General features: G+C 67.3%; 20 protein-coding genes. 17 read left to right on the top strand and 3 right to left on the bottom strand.

Annotated elements, in window-relative coordinates; genetic code table 11:
- Nucleotides 1-41 precede the first annotated feature (41 nt).
- Nucleotides 42-1,544 (bottom strand): long-chain-fatty-acid--CoA ligase, encoded by a 1,503-nt coding sequence (locus KO481_RS37700; RefSeq protein ID WP_215923335.1) that lies wholly within the window; start codon nucleotides 1,542-1,544, stop codon nucleotides 42-44.
- Between the two features lie 413 nt (nucleotides 1,545-1,957).
- Here KO481_RS37700 and KO481_RS37695 point away from each other — a divergent pair, with 413 nt between their 5' ends.
- The 13 genes from KO481_RS37695 to KO481_RS37635 all read left to right on the top strand — a co-directional run bounded on the left by KO481_RS37695 (nucleotide 1,958) and on the right by KO481_RS37635 (nucleotide 13,544).
- Nucleotides 1,958-2,515, top strand: a complete 558-nt coding sequence (locus KO481_RS37695) for a TetR/AcrR family transcriptional regulator (RefSeq protein WP_245402102.1) — start codon at nucleotides 1,958-1,960, stop codon at nucleotides 2,513-2,515.
- Nucleotides 2,516-2,614: 99 nt separating this feature from the next.
- A complete protein-coding gene (locus tag KO481_RS37690) occupies nucleotides 2,615-3,430 on the top strand; it encodes an SDR family oxidoreductase (RefSeq protein ID WP_215923334.1) in 816 nt (271 codons plus the stop codon).
- Nucleotides 3,431-3,476: 46 nt separating this feature from the next.
- Nucleotides 3,477-4,157 carry a TetR/AcrR family transcriptional regulator gene (locus KO481_RS37685; RefSeq protein ID WP_215923333.1) on the top strand — a complete coding sequence of 227 codons (681 nt, stop codon included), beginning with the start codon at nucleotides 3,477-3,479 and terminating at the stop codon, nucleotides 4,155-4,157.
- A 281-nt stretch (nucleotides 4,158-4,438) separates the two neighbouring features.
- Nucleotides 4,439-5,191 carry an SDR family oxidoreductase gene (locus tag KO481_RS37680; RefSeq protein ID WP_215923332.1) on the top strand — a complete coding sequence of 251 codons (753 nt, stop codon included), beginning with the start codon at nucleotides 4,439-4,441 and terminating at the stop codon, nucleotides 5,189-5,191.
- Nucleotides 5,192-5,201: 10 nt separating this feature from the next.
- Nucleotides 5,202-6,191, top strand: a complete 990-nt coding sequence (locus tag KO481_RS37675; protein ID WP_215923430.1) for an NADPH:quinone oxidoreductase family protein — start codon at nucleotides 5,202-5,204, stop codon at nucleotides 6,189-6,191.
- 24 nt (nucleotides 6,192-6,215) lie between these two features.
- Nucleotides 6,216-6,977 carry a 3-oxoacyl-ACP reductase FabG gene (gene fabG / locus KO481_RS37670; RefSeq protein ID WP_215923331.1) on the top strand — a complete coding sequence of 254 codons (762 nt, stop codon included), beginning with the start codon at nucleotides 6,216-6,218 and terminating at the stop codon, nucleotides 6,975-6,977.
- Nucleotides 6,978-7,008: 31 nt separating this feature from the next.
- A complete protein-coding gene (locus KO481_RS37665; RefSeq protein ID WP_215923330.1) occupies nucleotides 7,009-7,461 on the top strand; it encodes a MaoC family dehydratase in 453 nt (150 codons plus the stop codon).
- Entirely contained in the window at nucleotides 7,461-8,516 is a 1,056-nt protein-coding gene (locus tag KO481_RS37660) for a phosphotransferase family protein (RefSeq protein ID WP_215923329.1), read from the top strand. Before KO481_RS37665 ends, KO481_RS37660 begins: the two co-directional genes overlap by 1 nt.
- Complete coding sequence (locus KO481_RS37655) at nucleotides 8,513-9,700, top strand: acyl-CoA dehydrogenase family protein (protein ID WP_215923328.1); 1,188 nt, start codon at nucleotides 8,513-8,515, stop codon at nucleotides 9,698-9,700. The genes KO481_RS37660 and KO481_RS37655 overlap by 4 nt, the downstream gene beginning before the upstream one ends.
- The gene (locus KO481_RS37650) at nucleotides 9,697-10,806 is read left to right on the top strand and encodes an acyl-CoA dehydrogenase family protein (protein ID WP_215923327.1); all 1,110 of its coding nucleotides are present in this window, start codon (nucleotides 9,697-9,699) and stop codon (nucleotides 10,804-10,806) included. The genes KO481_RS37655 and KO481_RS37650 overlap by 4 nt, the downstream gene beginning before the upstream one ends.
- A 109-nt stretch (nucleotides 10,807-10,915) precedes the next feature.
- Complete coding sequence (locus KO481_RS37645; RefSeq protein WP_245402101.1) at nucleotides 10,916-12,139, top strand: acyl-CoA dehydrogenase family protein; 1,224 nt, start codon at nucleotides 10,916-10,918, stop codon at nucleotides 12,137-12,139.
- 57 nt (nucleotides 12,140-12,196) lie between these two features.
- Nucleotides 12,197-12,520: a putative quinol monooxygenase gene (locus KO481_RS37640; RefSeq protein WP_215923325.1), complete on the top strand. Its 324-nt coding sequence runs from the start codon at nucleotides 12,197-12,199 to the stop codon at nucleotides 12,518-12,520.
- Nucleotides 12,521-12,542: 22 nt separating this feature from the next.
- Nucleotides 12,543-13,544, top strand: coding sequence for an NADP-dependent oxidoreductase (locus KO481_RS37635; RefSeq protein ID WP_215923324.1), 1,002 nt, complete (start codon nucleotides 12,543-12,545; stop codon nucleotides 13,542-13,544).
- Between the two features lie 130 nt (nucleotides 13,545-13,674).
- Here KO481_RS37635 and KO481_RS37630 read toward each other — a convergent pair whose 3' ends face one another.
- Complete coding sequence (locus KO481_RS37630) at nucleotides 13,675-14,337, bottom strand: HAD family hydrolase (RefSeq protein WP_215923323.1); 663 nt, start codon at nucleotides 14,335-14,337, stop codon at nucleotides 13,675-13,677.
- A 159-nt stretch (nucleotides 14,338-14,496) separates the two neighbouring features.
- Between KO481_RS37630 and KO481_RS37625 the strand changes: the two genes are divergently transcribed.
- The 4 genes from KO481_RS37625 (at nucleotide 14,497) to KO481_RS37610 (ending at nucleotide 18,615) form a co-directional block, all read left to right on the top strand.
- Entirely contained in the window at nucleotides 14,497-15,096 is a 600-nt protein-coding gene (locus KO481_RS37625; RefSeq protein WP_215923322.1) for a TetR/AcrR family transcriptional regulator, read from the top strand.
- 81 nt (nucleotides 15,097-15,177) lie between these two features.
- Nucleotides 15,178-16,074 (top strand): SCO6745 family protein, encoded by an 897-nt coding sequence (locus KO481_RS37620; protein WP_215923321.1) that lies wholly within the window; start codon nucleotides 15,178-15,180, stop codon nucleotides 16,072-16,074.
- 203 nt (nucleotides 16,075-16,277) lie between these two features.
- Nucleotides 16,278-16,691, top strand: a complete 414-nt coding sequence (locus tag KO481_RS37615) for a DoxX family membrane protein (protein WP_215923320.1) — start codon at nucleotides 16,278-16,280, stop codon at nucleotides 16,689-16,691.
- A 292-nt stretch (nucleotides 16,692-16,983) separates the two neighbouring features.
- On the top strand, nucleotides 16,984-18,615 hold the full coding sequence (locus KO481_RS37610; protein WP_215923319.1) for an ABC-F family ATP-binding cassette domain-containing protein: 1,632 nt from the start codon (nucleotides 16,984-16,986) through the stop codon (nucleotides 18,613-18,615).
- Between the two features lie 79 nt (nucleotides 18,616-18,694).
- On the opposite strand, the gene KO481_RS37605 is transcribed toward KO481_RS37610, so the two are convergent.
- The gene (locus KO481_RS37605; protein ID WP_215923318.1) at nucleotides 18,695-19,300 is read right to left on the bottom strand and encodes a dihydrofolate reductase family protein; all 606 of its coding nucleotides are present in this window, start codon (nucleotides 19,298-19,300) and stop codon (nucleotides 18,695-18,697) included.
- Between the last annotated feature and the right edge of the window lie 270 nt (nucleotides 19,301-19,570).

Below are 19,570 nucleotides of genomic sequence, written 5' to 3'. Positions count from 1 at the left end.
CGCCGTAGCGAGCGGTGGTAGTTCTGCCGAGGGTACTGCGGTCATCGGGATGCCTTGTCTGTGAACAGGTTCGGATCGAGAGCACGCTTGAGGACCTTGCCGGTCGCGCCCTTGGGCAGTTGATCGGTGAAAGCGAAGCGGTGGGGGACCTTGTAGGCGGAAAGCCGCTCCTTGGCCCAGGCGCGCAGCTCCGCCGGATCGAGGTCCACCCCGGGCGCGGTGGCCACCACCGCGCCCACTTCCTCCCCGTAGTGGTCGTCGGGAATGCCGATCACCGCCACCTCGACGATGTCGGGATGCTCGTAGAGCACCTCCTCGACCTCGCGCGGGTAGACGTTGTAGCCGCCGCGAATGATGAGATCCTTGGCGCGGTCGACGATGTAGACGTACCCGTCGGCATCGACCTTGCCCAGATCCCCGGTGCGCAGCCAGCCGTCGGACAGGTCGGCCGCGGTGGCGTCGGGACGGTTCCAATAGCTCTTCATGACACTGGGCCCGCGCATGTACAGTTCACCCACGGTGTCGGCGGGCAGCACCATGCCGTTCGGATCCCTGACCTCGATGGATGTTCCGGGCAAGGCGGTCCCCGCCGACCCGATCCGCTGTTCGCGATCCAGGGGGTTGTAGGTCGCGGCCCCGCTGGATTCGGTGAGCCCATAGCCCTCGAGAATCGTGCAGCCGAATCGCTCCGAGAAGGCGCGAATGACCTCCGCGGGCAGCGACGCCCCGCCCGAGGCGGCCAGCCGCAAGCTCGCGAAGTCCTCGGGCCCATAGTCACCGGCGGTATGCAGCATGGCATTCCACATGGTCGGCACCCCGGAGACGACGGTGAGCCCGTGGTCGCGGATCATCTCGATCATCGCGGCCGGATCGAAGGGCGACACCATCGAGAACGACGCGCCCGCGTGCAGCGTGGTGATCAGACAGACCGCCTGCCCGTACACATGGAACAGTGGCAGCCCCGTGCCGAACCGCTCCTCGGGCGTGAGCCGCAGCTGATCGATGAAAATGCGTGCGGTCTCGGTCAGATTGGAGACCGTGAGCTCCACGCCCTTCGGCTTCCCGGTGGTCCCCGAGGTGTAGAGCATGATCGCGGTGTCGTCCGGATCTCGGTGCACCGGCTCGGTCACCGGCGTGGCGGGCTCGGTGGGCGCGCCGGGTTCGAGGACCAGCAGCGGGATGCCGCGCTCCACGGCGGCCTGCTCGGCTCCCGCGCGCGCCAGATGCCATGCGACGGCGTAACGAGCGCCGGAATCGTCGAGCACGTAACCGATTTCAGGAGCGGTCGCCATGGTGTTCACCGGAATGGCGACGGCACCGATCACATGTGCGCCCAGATAGGCGATGACGAATTCGGGCACCGTGGGCGCGACCAGCACCACGCGATCACCCACCGCGACACCGGATTCGGCGAGGTACCCGCCGAAAGCCGCGCCGCGGCGGACAAGATCACCATAGGTGATTTTTTCGTCCCTGAGACGCAGCGCGATGGCGTCGGGGCGTTCGGATGCGTGCTGCCAGATGCGGTCGGCGACATTAGTCATGGAACATCCAGATATGTAGAGACCGGAGAATGGGCGGGGTCCTGTGATCCACGTCACGACCCGTTCGCATCGTATGTGAATCTGATATCAAGTTCAAGGCAGTTGTGGAACGAAGTCGTCACGCCGGTCGACAGGCTCCGTCACCTTGTGTCGACACGTTCGCAGAGCCGACTTCCGGTGAACCGCCGCCGCCCGCACTGGTCGATTCGTGCTTGTCCGCGCAGGTAGGCGGGTGAAGTCGAGGTCCAGCGTGGAGCGGCGGCGCGCGGTGCTCACGGTGATACGGTGGCAATCGACAACCGTCCCGGCGAGCAAGTGAGTGATCAGCGTTGGTGTCCGAACCCGTTGCGAGCGAGGCCGAGCCTCGTCGAATTCCCCCGCGCACGAAGCGCGGCGAGCGCACGCGCACCGCGTTGGTCGCCGCGGCGCGGGAAGTCTTCGAGCGCGATGGCTACCTCGACGCGAAGATCGCCGACATCTCCAAGGCGGCGGGCACCGCCGCGGGGTCCTTCTACACCTACTTCGACAGCAAGGAAGAAATCTTCACTGCCGTCGTCGAGCAGGTGCAGGAGGAGATGCTGCACCCGCACGTGCGGGCGCGCACCGGTGTCACCGACGCACGCGACCTCATCGAGGCCGCCAATCGCGAATATCTGCTGGCCTACAAGCGCAATGCGCGCTTGATGGGGGTGTTCGAACAGGTCACCCAGATCAACGAGGGCTTCCGGAAGCTGCGGCTGGAGCGCAACAAGGCGTTCGTGCAGCGCAATGCCAAGACGATTCGCGAGCTACAGGAATCAGGCCTCGCCAGCGCCGATCTCGATCCGTTGATCACAGCGCAGGCACTGTCTGTGATGGTCAGCCGCATGGCCTACATCGTCTTCGTGCAGAACCAGCGCATCGCGTTCGAGAAGCTGGTCGCCACGCTGACCCAGCTGTGGGTCAACGCGCTGCAACTGAAGTCCGAATAGTGGTGCGCTCCTGACCGTCCGGGCCTGTCCTTGCCGAAACTTGAAATTGACGTAGGATTCAAGTTTCGTGCGGGGGGAAGGCTCGGAAGGAGAAGATACGTGAAGGTCGCGGGCAGGACTGCGGTGGTCACCGGTGGCGGCGGCGGTATCGGCGGTGCGATCGCACTGCGCCTGGTGGAGGCCGGCGCGCGCGTGGTGGTGGCCGATCTGGACCGCGCGGCCGCCGAGGCTGTCGTCGCTCTGATTCCGGAGAACAGTCCCGGCGAGGCGGTGGCCACCGGTGCCGACGTCTCCGACGAGGGCGAGATCCGTGGGATCATCGAGCGTGCCGAGGCCGAATTCGGCCCGGTGGACCTGTATTTCGCGAACGCGGGCGTCGGTGGGCCGGTCGGCCTCGGTGACGATATGGCCTGGGCGACCACGATCGACGTCAACGTCACCGCCCATGTGCGGGCCGCCCGCCTGCTCGTGCCGGGCTGGCTGGAACGCGGCGAGGGCTACTTCATCGGCACCGCCTCGGCGGCAGGCCTGCTGACCCAGATCGGTTCGGCTGCCTACTCGGTGACCAAGCATGCCGCGGTGGGATTCGCCGAGTGGCTCTCGGTCACCTACGGCGACAAGGGAATTCGGGTCAGCTGCCTGTGCCCGATGGGTGTCGAGACGAAACTGCTGCGCGCAGGGGAGAACTCGGGAGACCGACTTGGCGAGGCGGCCACCAGGGCGGTGACCTCCGCCGGTGCCGTCCTCGCGCCGGACGTCGTCGCGGACCTCGTGTTGGAAGCGGTCGACGACGAGCGTTTCCTCATCCTGCCCCACCCCGAGGTGCTCGAGATGTACCGCCGCAAGGGCGCCGACTACGAGAAGTGGCTGAGCGGCATGCGTCGATACCAAGCCGGGCTGCTGGCCGCCGGATAACGCCGTGTGATCGGCGCGGACGCGCGAGCCCGAGAGGGAGGTAGCTATGACCACGACGGCCGGGGACGGTGTCGCGGCGGAGGAGATTCCGCCGCTGGCCGACACCTCGATACTGAGGGAACCGCCCAGTACGCCGCGCGGGGTGCGCACCCGCACCGCTCTGGTGGTCGCGGCGCGGACGGTGTTCGAACGCGATGGCTACCTGGAGGCGCGTCTGGCCGACATAGCGTCGGAGGCCAAGCTGTCCACAGGCTCGTTCTACACCTACTTCGCCGGCAAGCAGGAGATCCTGCACGCGGTCCTGGACCAGGCGCAGAGCGAACTCCTGCATCCGGGCATGCCGCGGCTGAGCGGCGACGAGGCCTCGCCTGCGGCGGTCATCGAAGCCAGTAATCGGGCGTATTTCGAGGCGTACAAACGCAATGCGAAGCTGATGGCGATCCTCGAGCAGGTCGCCGCCATCGACCCCAAGTTCCGTGAGCTGCGCCGTCGCCGCAGCCGCGCGTTCTGCGATCGGAACGCGCGCTCGCTCGCGCAGCTCCAGGAGCGTGGCCTGGCCGACCCGCAACTGGATCCGCAGCAGGCCGCTCGGGCGCTGTCGGGCATGGTGGGCCGGATGGCGTACTACACCTATGTACTCGGTGAGGAACACTCGGTCGACGAGCTGGTGCGAACGGTCACCCGGCTCTGGATCAATGCCGCTCGGATCGAATCCACCGGCAGCTGAACCGTACTCAGGCACCACGCCGGACGGCAGGGCAGATAGCGGTCGTGACGGATTGCATAATCTGAATCCGACTTCAATATCGCGTTGATTTGCAGTGTGTGACCACTGCTTTCGTGAAAACTGTGTGGCATATCACATGGCCGATCATGGGTTGACGGTCTTGACCGGAACGTGCGCGTCAAGCATGGTGGCGGAGGAAAATAAGCGCTTAGTAAGTTCTTCGGATGGCCATGGTGCTCGAACGCCTGTCGTAAGCCCCTGAACAACGAAAGGACCTGTCCGTGAACAGATTCGAAGGCAAGACCGCCATTGTCACCGGCGCCAGCCGGGGCATCGGCCTCGGCATCGCGCAGCGCCTGGTGGACGAGGGCGCGCGGGTCGTCATCACCGCCCGCAAGCAGGAAGCGCTCGACGAAGCGGTCGTCGCCCTGGGCGGACCGTCCAAGGCACTGGCCGTGGCGGGGCGCGCCGACGATGCGGCGCATCAGGCCGAGACCGTCAAGCGGGCCGTCGAAACCTTCGGCAGCGCCGACCTGCTGGTGAACAACACCGGCATCAACCCGGTATTCGGCCCGATGGTGGAGCTGTCGCTCGACGCCGCCCGAAAGATCGTGGAGGTCAACTGCCTTGCGGCGCTGTCGTGGGTGCAGCAGGCGTACCAGGGATGGATGAAAGAACACGGCGGCTCGGTCGTGAACGTCTCCTCGGTCGCCGGCCTCAAGCCCGCGCCCGGCATCGGCTTCTACGGTTCCAGCAAGGCCATGCTGACCCACATCACCCAGGAGCTGGCCGCCGAACTCGGCCCGGACATCCGTGTGAACGCCGTGGCCCCCGCGGTGGTGAAGACCCAGTTCGCCAGCGCCCTCTACGAAGGCCGGGAGGAGAAGGTCGCGGCAGCGTACCCGCTGAAACGGCTGGGTGTGCCGGAGGACATCGGCAGCGTGGTCGCCTTCCTGCTCTCCGCGGACGCCGCCTGGATCACCGGCCAGCTGCTCGTGATCGACGGCGGCATCACCCTCACCGGCGGTGTCTGAGTTGGCGCGAATGCAGGCCTGGCGCGTCCACGAACTCGGCGAGCCGGGAAAGGTATTGCGCCTGGACGCCGTCGACCGCCCGGAACCGGGCCCGCGCCAGCTGGTCGTCCAGGTCACCGGCGCGGCAGCGAACTTCCCCGATGTGCTCATGTGCCGGGGCCTCTATCAGGTGAAGCCGCCGCTCCCGTTCACGCCCGGTGTCGAGCTGTGCGGTGAGGTGGTGGCCGTGGGCGCCGAGGTCACCGGATTCGCCGTCGGCGACCGCGTCCTCGGCGGCTGCTCGCTGCCCTCCGGCGGATTCGCCGAGTACGCGCTGATGGAAGCGGCTCAAACCTTTGCCGCGCCGGCGGAGTTGGACGACGCGGAAGCGTCCGCGCTGTTCATCGGCTACCAGACGGGTTGGTTCGGCTTGCATCGCCGCGCTGCGCTGAGAGCGGGGGAGACCCTGCTGGTGCATGCCGCCGCCGGTGGCGTGGGCAGTGCCGCGATCCAGCTCGGCAAGGCCGCCGGGGCCCGGGTGATCGGCGTGGTCGGCGGTCCCGAAAAGGCCGAGTACGCACGAGAACTCGGTGCCGATGTGGTCGTGGACCGGTGGAGCGAGGACTTCGTCGAGGTCGTCAAGCAGGTCACCGACAATCGGGGTGCGGACGTCGTCTACGACCCGGTCGGGGGCGAGACCTACGCACGCTCGACGAAATGCATCGCCTTCGAGGGCCGGATCCTGGTCGTCGGCTTCGCGGGTGGCGAGATCCAAAGCGCCACACTGAATCACGCATTGATCAAGAACTATTCGATCGTCGGCCTGCACTGGGGTCTCTACAACGCCTACGACCCGGCCGCGGTCGCGCAGTGCCATCGAGCACTGACCGAGCTCGCCGCCGCAGGCTCCATCCGCCCGCTGGTCACCGAACGACTGGCCTTGGCGGACATCGCCGATGGCATCCAACGCCTCGCCGACGGCAAGACCGTCGGACGCGTGGTCTACACCCCGTCGGCCTGATCCGACTCGACCCAGGAGAACACCATGAGCAACGAAACACAACGGGTAGCACTGGTCACCGGCGCGGCACGCGGCATCGGCGCCGCCGTCGCACGCCGACTCGCGGCCGACGGAATGGCCGTGGCGGTCCTGGATTTGGACGAGGCGGCCTGCAAACCCGTCGTCGATGAGATCGTGGCCGCCGGTGGCCGGGCCCTGGCGGCCGGCGCGGATGTATCCGACGAAAGCGCGGTGGACCAGGCCGTCGAGCGGGTGGTCGCCGAACTCGGCCCGCCGACCGTGCTGGTCAACAATGCCGGTATTCTGCGTGACAACCTGCTGTTCAAGATGACCGTCGCGGACTGGGACGCCGTCATGGGCGTGCACCTGCGCGGTGCCTTCCTGTGTTCGAAAGCGGTACAGCGCCACATGGTCGACGCGGGTTTCGGTCGCATCGTGAGCCTTTCGAGCACCTCGGCACTGGGCAACCGCGGCCAGGCCAACTACTCGGCGGCCAAGGCCGGGCTGCAGGGCTTCACCAAGACGCTCGCCTTCGAACTCGGCAAGTTCGGCATCACGGCCAACGCGGTGGCGCCGGGCTTCATCGAGACCGATATGACCCAGGCCACCGCAGCACGGATGGGGGTCGACTTCGAGGACTTCAAGAAGGCCCTCATCTCCCAGATTCCGGTGGCGCGTTCGGGAAAGCCCGAGGACATCGCGCACACCGTCTCGTTCTTGGTGAGCGAGGGCGCGGGATTCGTGTCGGGCCAGGTCATCTACGTGGCCGGCGGACCGACGAACTAGGCCGACAACGCAATCGAGAGGATCGCAACCCATGCAGGTATTTCAGGGCTTGCCCGAACTGGAGAAGGCCGTCGGCACCCACCTCGGCTACGGCGAGTGGCACACCGTGACCCAGGAACAGATCAACCGGTTCGCCGACGCCACCGGTGATCATCAGTGGATCCACGTCGACCCGGAGCGCGCCGCCGCTGGGCCGTTCGGCACCACCGTGGCCCACGGCTTCCTCACCCTGTCGCTGCTGCCCATGCTCACCGCGAGCGTGTACACCGTCGAGGGGCTGTCGATGGGAGTCAACTACGGAGCCAACAAGGTCCGCTTCCCCGCCCCGGTGCCCGTCGGCTCCCGCCTCCGGGCGGGCGTGGAACTGGTGTCGCTGACACCCGCGACCATGGGATACCAGGCGGTCAGCCGGGTCACGGTCGAGATCGAGGGCGCGGCCAAACCGGCCTGCGTGGCCGAGTCCGTCGCCCTGCTGGTGCCCTGATGAGCGGCCGCTACACCGGCGCGGAAGCGGTCGGTAGACTGCCGGGTCTGGATCTGGAGCGGCTGGCGACCTGGCTGGCTGCCACCCGGCCCGACCTGAGCGCCGGGCCGCTCACCGGCCGACTGATCGCCGGTGGCCGATCCAACCTCACCTATGCGGTGAGTGACGGTGCCTCGCAATGGATTCTGCGTCGCCCGCCACTCGGTCATGTGCTGGCGACCGCACACGACATGGGGCGCGAATTCCGCGTGATGAGCGCACTGGCCGACACCGATGTCCCGGTCCCGCGCACCTACGCGCTGTGTACCGATGCCGACATCCTGGGCGCACCCTTCTATCTCATGGAAAACGTTGCGGGCACGCCCTATCGGACAGCATCCGAGCTCGCGGCTCTGGGACCGACACGGGTACAGGCGATTTCGACCGGCATGATCGAGGCACTCGCCGCGCTGCACTCCGTCGATCCGGCGGGGGTGGGACTGGCGGACTTCGGGCGGCCGCACGGATTCCTGGAACGTCAGGTGCACCGCTGGAAGAAGCAGCTGGACGCGTCCTACTCGCGCGAGCTGCCGGGCGCCGAGGAGCTGTTCACCCTGCTCGCGGTGCGCCAACCCGAGCAGTCGCCGGATGGCATCGTGCACGGCGACTACCGACTCGACAACGTCCTGATCGCCGCCGACGATCGGGTCGTGGCCGTCATCGACTGGGAGATGGCCACTGTGGGTGATCCCCTTACCGATGTCGCGCTCCTGCTGCTGTACCAGCGACTCGGCAGCGAACTGGGCATCACCGCGGTCAGCGACGTGTCCGACGCGCCCGGGTATCTCGGTGAATCCGACATGCTCGACCGATACGCCCGCCATTCCGGCCGCGACCTGGCGCATCTCGGCTTCTATCTGGGGCTGGCGGCCTTCAAACTTGCCGCCATCCTCGAGGGCATCCACTATCGCTACCTCCACGGCCAGACCGTGGGCTCCGGCTTCGAGGCCATCGGCGATGCCGTCGAACCGCTGCTGCGGGCCGGAATCGCCGCTGTGAGGGAGAAGAACCTATGACCGACACGGTTCGCGAGGACCTCCGCGGGCGGGTGGAATCACTACTCGCAGAACATGATCCGCGCACCACCGACGCGGTGACCTTCCACCGCGCCCGCTTCGACTCCGGGCTGGCCTGGGTGTACTTCCCGCTCGGCTCGGGCGGTCTCGGAGTGGAGCGGGAACTTCAGCCCTTCGTCGACGAACTGTTCGACCAGGCCGGAGCCCCCGGAAACAACGCCGAGGTCAACGGCATCGGCCTCGGCATGGCCGCGCCCACCATCCTGGCCTTCGGCACGCCCGAACAGCAGCGGCGTTTCCTGCGCCCGCTGTGGGCCGGCGAGGAGATCTGGTGCCAGCTGTTCAGCGAACCAGGCGCCGGATCGGATCTGGCCGCGGTCTCCACCCGGGCCGTGCGGGACGGCGACGACTGGATCGTCAACGGGCAGAAGGTGTGGACGTCGGTGGCGCACAAAGCGCAGTGGGCGATCCTGGTCGCCCGCACCGACCCGAGCCGCCCCAAGCATTCGGGCCTGACCTACTTCCTCTGCGATATGACCGATCCCGGCGTCGATGTCCGGCCGCTGCGCCAGATCACCGGTGAGGCGGAGTTCAACGAGGTCTTCCTCACCGATGTACGCATTCCGGACGCGCACCGCCTCGGCCAGGAGGGGGAGGGCTGGCGCGTCGCCACCACCACGCTCAACAACGAGCGTGTCTCGATCGGCGGGCGTGCGGTGCCCCGCGAGAGCGGCGTGCTCGGCGCGGTCGCCCGCACCTGGCGGAGCAACCCGGACAGGCACACCCCGGAATTGCACGACCGGATGCTGCGGCTGTGGGTCGAGGCCGAAGCCGGGCGATTGGCCGCCACCCGAATGCGGCAACGGGTCTCCGGCGGGCAGCCCGGCCCCGAAAGTTCCGCGCTCAAACTGTCTTTCGCGCGCTCCAATCAACAGCTGGCCGGGCTCGAACTGGAGATCCTCGGCGAACAGGGCCTGCGCTACGACGACTGGACCATGGTGCGCACCGAACGGGTCGACTTCGCCGGGCGCAGCCCTGGCTACCGCTACCTGCGCGCCAAGGGCAATTCCATCGAGGGCGGCACCTCGGAGATCATGCGCAATATCGTCGCCGAGCGGGTGCTGGGTCTGCCGGTCGAAGCCCGCGGGGACAAGGACATCGCCTGGAAGGACCTGGCCCGATGAGCGAGGACATCCTGCTGCTCGACACCGACATCGAGACCGCCCTGCGGCGCACGGTGCGCGATCTGCTCGAAGCCAACTGCGATCCGGGAATGGTGGCCCGAGCCTACGAAGGCGACCGCACGCTCACCGCCGGCCTGTGGAAGGCTCTGGCCCAGGACCTCGGCCTGGCCGGGCTGCTCATTCCCGAAAACCGGGGCGGCGCAGGCGGTTCCGCCCGCGACGCCGCCGTGGTGCTCGAGGAGCTCGGGCGCTTCGTCGCCCCTGTGCCCTTCCTCACCAGCAGCGTCATCGCCGCCACCGTACTGCTTGCCGGTGACTCCGGCCTGGTCGGCGCTGTCGCCGAGGGCCGGACGACGGCCGCATTGCTCGCGCCCTTCACCGCGGCCACCGCGGCCGGTGTCCCGTTGTTCTGGACGGACGACGCCGGACGGGTGTCCGGCCGTGCGACCAGCGTCGCGGGCGTCCTGGACGCCGACATGCTGCTGGCCGCGGTCGAAACCTCCTCCGGCACCGAGATTCACGCGATTCCCGCCACCGCCGCCATCATCACCCCGGTGATCTCGCTGGACATGACACGCCCGCTCGCCGATGTCGTCATCGAATCGGGCGCGGGTCAGGTCGTCGTTCCCGCGGGCGCGGGCGTCGCGGCTCTGCAGGAGGGCCTGGAAACCGGTGCGGCACTGCTGGCTTCGGAACAGGCCGGTCTTGCCGAGTGGTGTCTGGAAACCACCGTCGACTATCTGAAGATGCGCCGCCAATTCGGCCGCGTGGTCGGCGGATTCCAGGCGCTCAAACATCGCCTCGCCGACCTGTTTGTCGAGATGGAGATGGCGGCGGCCAGCTCCCGCTATGCCGCGGGCGTGATCGCGACGGGCGACCCCGACATTCCCGTGGGTACCGCGGTGGCTGCGGCCTATTGCGCGGACGTCGCCGTCAAGGCCGCCGAGGAAGCCGTCCAGCTGCACGGCGGCATCGGAATGACCTGGGAGTATCCGGTGCACCTGTACCTCAAGCGCGCCAAGGCCGATCAACTCGGCCTGGGCAGCCCCGGCTACCACCGCTCGGTCCTGGCTCGCCTGGTCGATATCCGCCTGGGCGAGGAATAGCGTTTCGGCATGTCAGAGGCCGGCTTTCCGGCAAAGTTGAAGTTGAATCCAACGTCAAGTACGGTGCGAAGTAGTGCACCTGCACTGTCGGAATGGACCAGGAGTGACCATGTTCGAGATTTCCGAGCGGGCGCAGCGTTATCGCGATGAGCTGCTCGCCTTCATGGATGAGCACATCTACCCCGCCGAAGCGGTGTACGAGGCGCAGATGGCCGAGTCCGGCGACCCGCATTTCCAGCCGCCGATCGTGGAGGAGCTCAAGACCGAGGCCAAGAAGCGGGAGCTGTGGAATCTGTTCCACCCGCACGCCGAATGGGGTCCGGGTCTGACCAATCTCGAGTACGCGCCGCTGGCCGAGATCATGGGCCGCAGTGCGCATCTCGCGCCGGAGGCCACCAACTGCGCCGCGCCCGACACCGGGAACATGGAGGTGCTGACGCTGTTCGGCACGCCCGAGCACAAGGAGCAGTGGTTGCGCCCGCTGCTCGACGGTGAGATCCGCTCGGCCTTCGCCATGACCGAGCCCGCGGTCGCCAGCTCGGACGCCACCAATATCCAGCTGCGCATGGAGCGTGACGGCGAGGACTATGTGCTCAATGGCCGGAAGTGGTGGACTTCCAACGCTTTGCACAAGAACTGCAAGGTGCTCATCGTGATGGGCAAGACCGATCCGAGCGCGCCGACGCATCGTCGGCAGTCCATGATGGTCGTTCCGATCGACACTCCGGGTGTGACGGTGCAGCGCGGCTTGCCGGTGTTCGGCTACCAGGACCGTGAGGGCCACGCCGAGGTAAGTTTCGAGAACGTGCGGGTGCCCGCGACCGCGCTGCTGGCGGGTGAGGGTGACGGGTTCATGATCAGTCAGGCGCGGCTGGGTCCGGGCCGCATCCACCACTGCATGCGCGCCATCGGCATGGCCGAGCGCGCCCTGGACCTGATGATCGACCGCGCGCAGTCGCGCGTGACTTTCGGTGAGCCGGTGGCGAATCGGGCCAATATCCAGGATTGGATCGCCGAGGCGCGCATCGAGATCGACATGGCGCGGCTGCTGACCTTGAAGGCCGCGTATCTGATGGACACCGTGGGCAACAAGGCTGCGCGTACCGAGATCGCCGCGATCAAGGTCGCGGCCCCGAATGTGGCGCTGAAGGTGGTCGATCGCGCCATTCAGGTGCACGGCGGCGGGGGTGTGTCCGATGACTTCCCGCTGGCCAGTATGTACGCGCACCTGCGCACCCTGCGTCTGGCCGACGGCCCGGACGAGGTGCACAAGCGCTCGATCGCGCAGTGGGAGCTGCGTCGCCGCGACCCGAACTGGGGCAAGCGCGCCTGACACGCACAGGCGGGCCCGCACGGCACTTTTCGACATCACCCACCCAAGGAGGAAACAATGGCCGATCCCTGCGTCGTCGTGGCGACCATGATCGCGAAGCCGGGTCAGGAAGACCTGGTCGAGAAGACCCTGCGCGCGGCCGCGCCCGCCGTGCACGCCGAGCCGGGCTGCCTGCGGTACGCACTGCACCGCCGGCTCGAGCAGCCCGAGCGGTTCGTCATGATCGAGAAGTGGGCCTCCAGGGAGGCGCTGCGCGAGCACGGTCAGGGCGCGGCTCTGCGCGAGGTCGGCGTCGCCTTGGCCGACGCTCTGGTGGCCGCGCCCGAGGTGCTGGTCTTCGAACCGCTGCCCGCCGGCGATCCCGAAAAGGGCGCGCTCTGACGACCGGGAAGTGAGTGCACGTATGACGAAAACGCAGCAGGTCCGGCTCGCGCGACGCCCGTCCGGGCTCCCCGACGCAGATACCTGGAACGTGACGGCCGAGGATCTCCCCGCGCTCGGCGACGGCGAGATCCTGGTGAAGATCGACTACATCTCCCTCGATCCGGCCATGCGCGGCTGGCTCAACGACGTACGGTCCTACGTCCCGCCGGTCGGTCTGGGCGAGGTGATGCGGTCGCTGGACATCGCCACCGTCGTCGAGTCCACCCATCCCGATTTCGCGGTCGGCGACGCCGTCAGCGGAATCTTCGGCGTCAGCGAATACGCCGTCAGCGACGGCAAGGGTGTGACGAAGATCGACCTCGGCGTCGCACCCGGCCCCACCTGGCTCGGCGCGCTCGGAATGCCAGGCATGACAGCGTATTTCGGCCTCCTGGACGTTGGCAAGCTGAAAGCCGGTGAGACCGTGGTTGTCTCGGCCGCGGCCGGAGCGGTCGGCAGCGTCGTCGGCCAGATCGCCAAGGCCAAGGGCGCGACCGTGATCGGGATCGCCGGCGGGCCTGACAAGTGCCGAATCCTCACCGAGGAGCTCGGTTTCGACGCGGCCATCGACTACCGCGGTGAGGACGTGTTGCACCGGCTGCGCGACCTCGCGCCCGAGGGCATCGACATCTACTTCGACAATGTCGGCGGCGACATCCTCGACGCCGCGCTTGCCAACCTTCGTCATGGAGCTCGCATCGTGCTGTGCGGCGCGGTCGCGGCCTACAACGACGAGAAGCTGCGGCCGGGACCATCGCGCTACATGTCGCTGCTGGTGTTCCGCGCGTCCATGACCGGATTCGTCGTCTTCGACTACGCCGACCGCTACCCCGAAGCCGTTGCCGCCATTGGCGGTTGGATCGCCGAGGGCAAGCTGAAGAACCGCGAACATGTCGTCCAAGGCGGCGTCGCACAGTTCGGCCGGACCTTGAACATGCTGTTCACCGGCGGCAACACCGGAAAACTGGTGCTCGCACTCTGATCGGCCCAACGTGCGCAACCGCTGAACGACCAAGAGACCCCGCACCACACGGTGCGGGGTCTCCTTCGTTCGTCCGGCGATCTCTTTCAGTCGACGCCGACCTGGCAGAGGCTCCGGCACTCGAGATAGGTCAGCAGGAGCGGCGCATCCCCAGTGCGCCCCATAGTCGCTCGGCGGTATCGGGCGCCTCGCGATGCAGCAATCCGGTGAGTCCCGCACGCTCGGCTGCCGCGACGTTCTGCCGCAGATCGTCGACCATCACGGTGTCTCGCGGTTCGGAATCCAAACTGGCACAGGCAATCATGTACGCCCGCTGTGACGGTTTCCGCACTCCGATCCGGCCGGAGATGGTCACGGCATCGAACATGGCCTCGAGGTCGAAACCGGCGTAGCAGTCGTCGCCGAGCGAATTCGACAGCAGTCCGACCCGGAAACCGGCTGCCCGGACCTCGGCTGCCAGCCGGATCATGTCGGTGTCGGCCCGCAGATTGGACTGCATGCGGCGGACAAGTCCGGTGGCGTCCGCATCCACGCCGTGCGATCGCAGGCACGCCGCGAAGCCGCGTTCGAACTCCGCTTCGGCGATTCGCCCCTCCTCGTGCTCGACCAGCAGCGCCCGCGCGGCGGGGTCCTCGGCGAGCAGGCGCAGCGGCAGCCGGGGATCGCAGCCGAGCGAGGCGCCGAGCTGTTCGAAGGCCTCGAAGACACTGGAGGTCAGGACACCGCCGAAATCGAACAGCACCGCGGTGGGCGTGCCGTTGCCGGCGGGCGAATCGGGTGTGGGAGTGGTCATGGATTTCCCTTCCGCAAGATCCTTCGTTCCGAGCATATGTGAACCTGAGTTCAACTTCAATACGGACTTGGGTCTGTGAGCGGGGGCTTCCCGGTATCGTTCGATAGCGGCGACCGCGCCGGCGACAGATGTCGGGCGGACGAATGCGAGACTGTCCGGGTGACCGAATCAGAGGATCGCTCGCGCGCGGACGAGACGCGGGCCCGGCTACTGGAGGCTGCCGTCATCGCCTTCGCCGAGCGTGGGTTCCACGGTTCGACGACCCGTGACATCACCTCGATCGCGGGGCTGAGCACTGCGGCCATCTATGTGCATCATCGCTCCAAGGAGGAACTGCTCTATCAGATCTCGCACACCGGGCACCTGAATACCTTGGAGCGCATTCGAGAAGCCATGGGCTTCTCGGAAGATCCGGTCGAGCAATTGGTGGCGGTCGTACGGGAATTCGTTATCCATCACGCCCGCGCGCACACCGTCGCCCGTGTCATCAACTACGAGCTCAATGCGCTCAGTCCCGAGCATCAGCGCGAGATCAAGGAGATCCGGCACATCATCGACGCCGAGATCCGGCAGCTGATCGAGCGCGGTGTCTCGGCGGGCGTCTTCGACAATCCGAATCCGCACCTGGCGGCGGTGGCGTTGCTGTCGCTGGGCATCGACCTGGCCCGCTGGTATCGCGAGGACGGTCCGGCCTCGCCGGAGGAGATCGGTGACTACTACGTGGATCTCGCGTTGCGGATCGTCGGCGCGCGCAAATAGGTTCCGCCGCTGAGGTCTTCGATCCCGGGAACTCCGCGCGAGCTCTTGAAGCTGACATCGGATTCGGGAAACATACGTGATGTGAGCACGGTTTCCCCGCACAACGCCAGAATGACCTTCCGCACCCTCGAACCGGTGCACGGCATGATCTACTTCTCCCCACACGGCCCCGAGATGTATCGGGAGCTGGGCATGACCGATCCGCGAATGATGTATTTCGCCTCCCGGTCAGCCGCTCTGGGTGTGGTCCCCGCCGAGGTCACCATCGCGACCTTCTTCAACTTCAACCCGGCCGCGGTGCACGCGGTGATGCCTGCCGCCTGGGACATCGCTCCTCCTTCCGACATCCTGCGGGCTCGTCTGGAAGCTGTCGATCGGTCGCTGCGCCAGGCCTGGGGCGCCGACGTTGCCGGACCCGAGGTGCAGGAGGCCGCGGAGCTGGCTCGGCGTGCCGCCGTGCGTGCCTGCGAGCGACCGCAGGGTCGGCCGTTGTTCGCGGCCCACGCGGCGCTACCGTGGCCCGAGGAACCGCATCTGGTGTTGTGGCATGCGCAGTCGCTGCTCCGGGAGTTTCGCGGTGACGGGCATGTCGCACTACTGCTGACCGAGGGGTTGAGCGGGATCGAAGCCCTCATCACCCACAGCGCCACAGGCGAGATCGCGCCGGAAGTCCTGCGTATCAGCCGATCCTGGAGCGAAGAGGGCTGGGCGGCGGGGGTGGCCGCGCTCCGCGAGCGGGGATGGCTGGTCGAGGACGACATCGCGCTGAGCGTGCACGGCACCGCACGACGCGAGGTCATCGAGCGCCGCACCGACGAACTGGCGGTATTTCCGTACGAAGCGATCGGTGAGAGCGGGTGCGAAAGACTGCGGACTCTGGGCTCTCCGTTGGCGATTCGCGTGATGGAGGCCGACTTGGGATTCCCGCCGATGCTGTCCGAACGCTACCGGCAGGCGATTCAGGCCGACGCGCGATAGTTTCGAGAGAACGAGGACGCCGCGGCGGACGCCTGCCGGCGGGTGTTCGCCTTCTTCGGCGAGCACCCGCGCTGCCCCCCGCCGAAACCGGGCGGGAACGTTATTCGGAATTCGGCGAGTCGAGGGAATGCCCGTGCTACACCCGTGGTTGGTTTCCATGTCACCTACTTGTTTCGGCGGAATCGACAAAGGAGATCGGGACAATGGACGTAGTGGTGCTGATCGGGCGGATTCTGTTCGCTCTGCTGTTTCTCGGATCGGCGTTCGGTCATTTCGCTCAGCGCGAGCAGATGGCGCAGTACGCGCAGTCCAAGGGCGTCCCGGTGGCGGGCCTGGCGGTGCTCGGTGCCGGGGTACTGCTGCTGCTCGGCGGGCTGAGCGTGCTGCTGGGGGTGTGGGCCGACCTGGGCTCCCTGCTGCTGGTCATCTTCCTCGTGCCGACCGCGTTCCTGATGCACCCGTTCTGGAAGGAGCAGGACGCACAGGCCAAGCAGATGGAGATGGTGTCGTTCAACAAGGACATCGGCCTGGCCGGTGCGGCGTTCATGCTGTTCGCTTTCTTCGCCCACGTGAGCAATCTCGGACTGACGATTACCGGACCGCTGTTCAATTTCTGAATTCGCGGTAGGTTCCCGGATTCCGCATTGTCGCGCGGCCGGGCAGGTATCCCTCGCCGACCGATCGAAGGTGCCCGCGAGGACGGACTCGACGACACGGCCGGCCGGAGCGCGGTCTCCGGCGGCCCGCCCGGTCGCGTCGGCGTCGCCTGGACGGATCGGGCGGGATCATCCGCCCGTAGTGGTCTCGGTTACGGCGGCGCGTGCGGAGGATGCGTAAAATCGGTGGTTCTTGTGTGTAGGTGCTGCCCACACTCGAACCACCCACCCGCTTCTGCTGAGGAGACTTGTTGTGATCACCGCGACCGACCTGGAGGTCCGGGCCGGAATCCGCACCCTGCTGACCGCGTCGGGTTCGGCCCTGCGCGTGCAGGCCGGAGACCGGATCGGGCTGGTCGGGCGCAACGGCGCCGGCAAGACCACGACGCTGCGCATCCTGGCGGGCGAGGGCGAGCCCTACGCGGGCACCGTCACCCGGTCCGGCGAGATCGGCTATCTGCCGCAGGATCCGCGCGAGGGCAATCTCGACGTGCTCGCGCGCGACCGGGTGCTGTCCGCGCGCGGCCTGGACACGCTGATTCGCGATATGGAGAAGCAGCAGGCGCTGATGGCCGAAGTCGTCGACGAGGCCGAGCGGGAGAAGGCGGTGCGCAAGTACGGCAATCTCGAGGACCGCTTCTCGGCGCTGGGCGGCTATGTGGCCGAGAGCGAAGCCGCCCGCATCTGCAACAGCCTCGGCCTGCCCGACCGGGTGCTCGGCACCCAGTTGCGCACGCTGTCCGGAGGTCAGCGCCGCCGCGTCGAGCTGGCGCGCATCCTGTTCTCGGCCTCGGACGGCTCCGGCGGCCGCAGTGACCGCACACTGCTACTGGACGAGCCCACCAACCACCTCGACGCCGACTCCATCACCTGGCTGCGCGGGTTCCTGCAGAACCACGACGGCGGGCTCATCGTGATCTCCCACGACGTCGATCTGCTCGCCGACGTCGTCAACAAGGTCTGGTTCCTCGACGCGGTGCGCGGCGAGGCCGACGTCTACAACATGGGCTGGAAGAAGTATCTCGACGCCCGCGCCACCGACGAGCAGCGCCGGGTGCGCGAGCGCGCCAACGCCGAGAAGAAGGCCGGCGCCCTGCGCCAGCAGGCGGCCAAGCTCGGCGCGAAGGCGACCAAAGCCGCCGCGGCACATCAGATGGTGCGCCGGGCGGACCGGCTGCTGGCCGAGCTGGACGACGTGCGCGTGGCCGACAAGGTCGCCCGGATCAAGTTCCCCGAGCCCGCCGCCTGCAGCCGCACCCCGCTGATGGTCAAGGACCTCACCAAGCTGTACGGCTCGCTGGAGATCTTCACCGGCGTCAGCTTCGCCGTCGACCGCGGCAGCCGCGTCGTCGTGCTCGGCCTCAATGGCGCCGGTAAGACGACGATGCTGAAACTGCTTGCGGGAGTGGAGACTCCGACCGCGGGCGGGGTGGAGCCGGGCCGCGGCCTGAAGGTCGGCTACTTCGCCCAGGAGCACGACACCCTGGACGACAACGCGTCGGTGTGGGACAACATCCGGCATGCCTCCCCGGACGCGGGGGAGCAGGAACTGCGCAGCCTGCTGGGCGCCTTCATGTTCTCCGGCCCCCAGCTCGAACAGCCCGCCGGCACCCTATCCGGCGGTGAGAAGACCCGCCTGGCGCTGGCCGGGCTGGTCTCCTCGGCGGCGAACGTGCTGCTGCTCGACGAGCCGACCAACAACCTGGATCCCGTCTCGCGCGAGCAGGTCCTGGACGCGCTGCGCAGCTATGCGGGCGCGGTGGTGCTGGTGACCCACGATCCGGGCGCGGCCGAGGCGCTGAACCCGGAACGGGTGATCATGCTCCCCGACGGCACCGAGGACCACTGGTCCGAGGACTACCTGGAGCTCATCCAGCTCGCCTAGGTGCTCCGGGCCGGTCGGCGTACCTCCGCATTCGCTCCGGCCATGCGCGGTCTGCGGACGGCTTCGCCGACAGCGCCCATCAGGCCTGGGTCAGGTGCTCGCGAGCCTGCTCGTAGCCGCCCTCGCGCGCCTTGCCCGGCCCGTACACGGTGTGCACCACACCGGTCTTGAAGGTGGCCGAGCGCAGCAGCTCGAGCGGCAGCGGGGTGTCCGCCTCGTCGAACAGGCGCGTGCCCTTGCGCATCGCGATGGGGTGCACGAGCAGGTGCAGCTCGTCGATCAGGCCCGCGTTCAGCAGCTGGCGGACCACCGACACCGAGCCGGACAGGCCGATGTCCCCGCCCTCGGTCTGCTTCAACGCGGTCACCGCCTCGATCAGGTCGCCCTCGAGCTGCTCGGAGTTGCGCCAGGTGAATTCGAGCTTGCCGCGCGACACCACGATCTTGCGGATATCGCCGAAATGCTTGGCCATCTCGGCGTCCGGGCCGCCTGCGGCCTCGCGCTCGGGCCAGGCGCCCGCGAAACCCTGGTAGGTGGTGTTGCCGAAGAGCATGGTGTCGGCGGTGCCCATCTGGCCCTGCACGGCCTCGCCCATCTCGTCGTTGAAGTAGGGGAAGTGCCAGTCCTGCGGATCCTCGACGACACCGTCGAGGGAGATGAACAGGCCGGCGGTGATCTTGCGCATCGAATGCTCCTGGGATCGGTCGTGGTGGCTCTGTGCCTGCTATGAGGACGGCGGGAGGCGCCGAAATTTATCGCTGATGTTGATTCCGGACAAATATCGTGAGGTTGGTCACAGGATCCCGTTGATCACTGCATCCTGAATGTCTAGTGCCGTGTCCTGAAAGGTTGATGCTGAAACCCGCAGTCGGGGTGGCGGGTTGATCATCGGCCGGTGACCGGCGATGCTGCCGGTGGAGGTGGTGCCGGTGGCTCGTAAACCGGATGTGTTCGT

Origin of the sequence: Nocardia albiluteola (assembly GCF_018860155.1) — a bacterium.
Lineage (GTDB): Bacteria > Actinomycetota > Actinomycetes > Mycobacteriales > Mycobacteriaceae > Nocardia > Nocardia albiluteola.
Note: the sequence above shows the minus strand (reverse complement) of the source record. Positions and strands in the feature narration are given on the sequence as shown.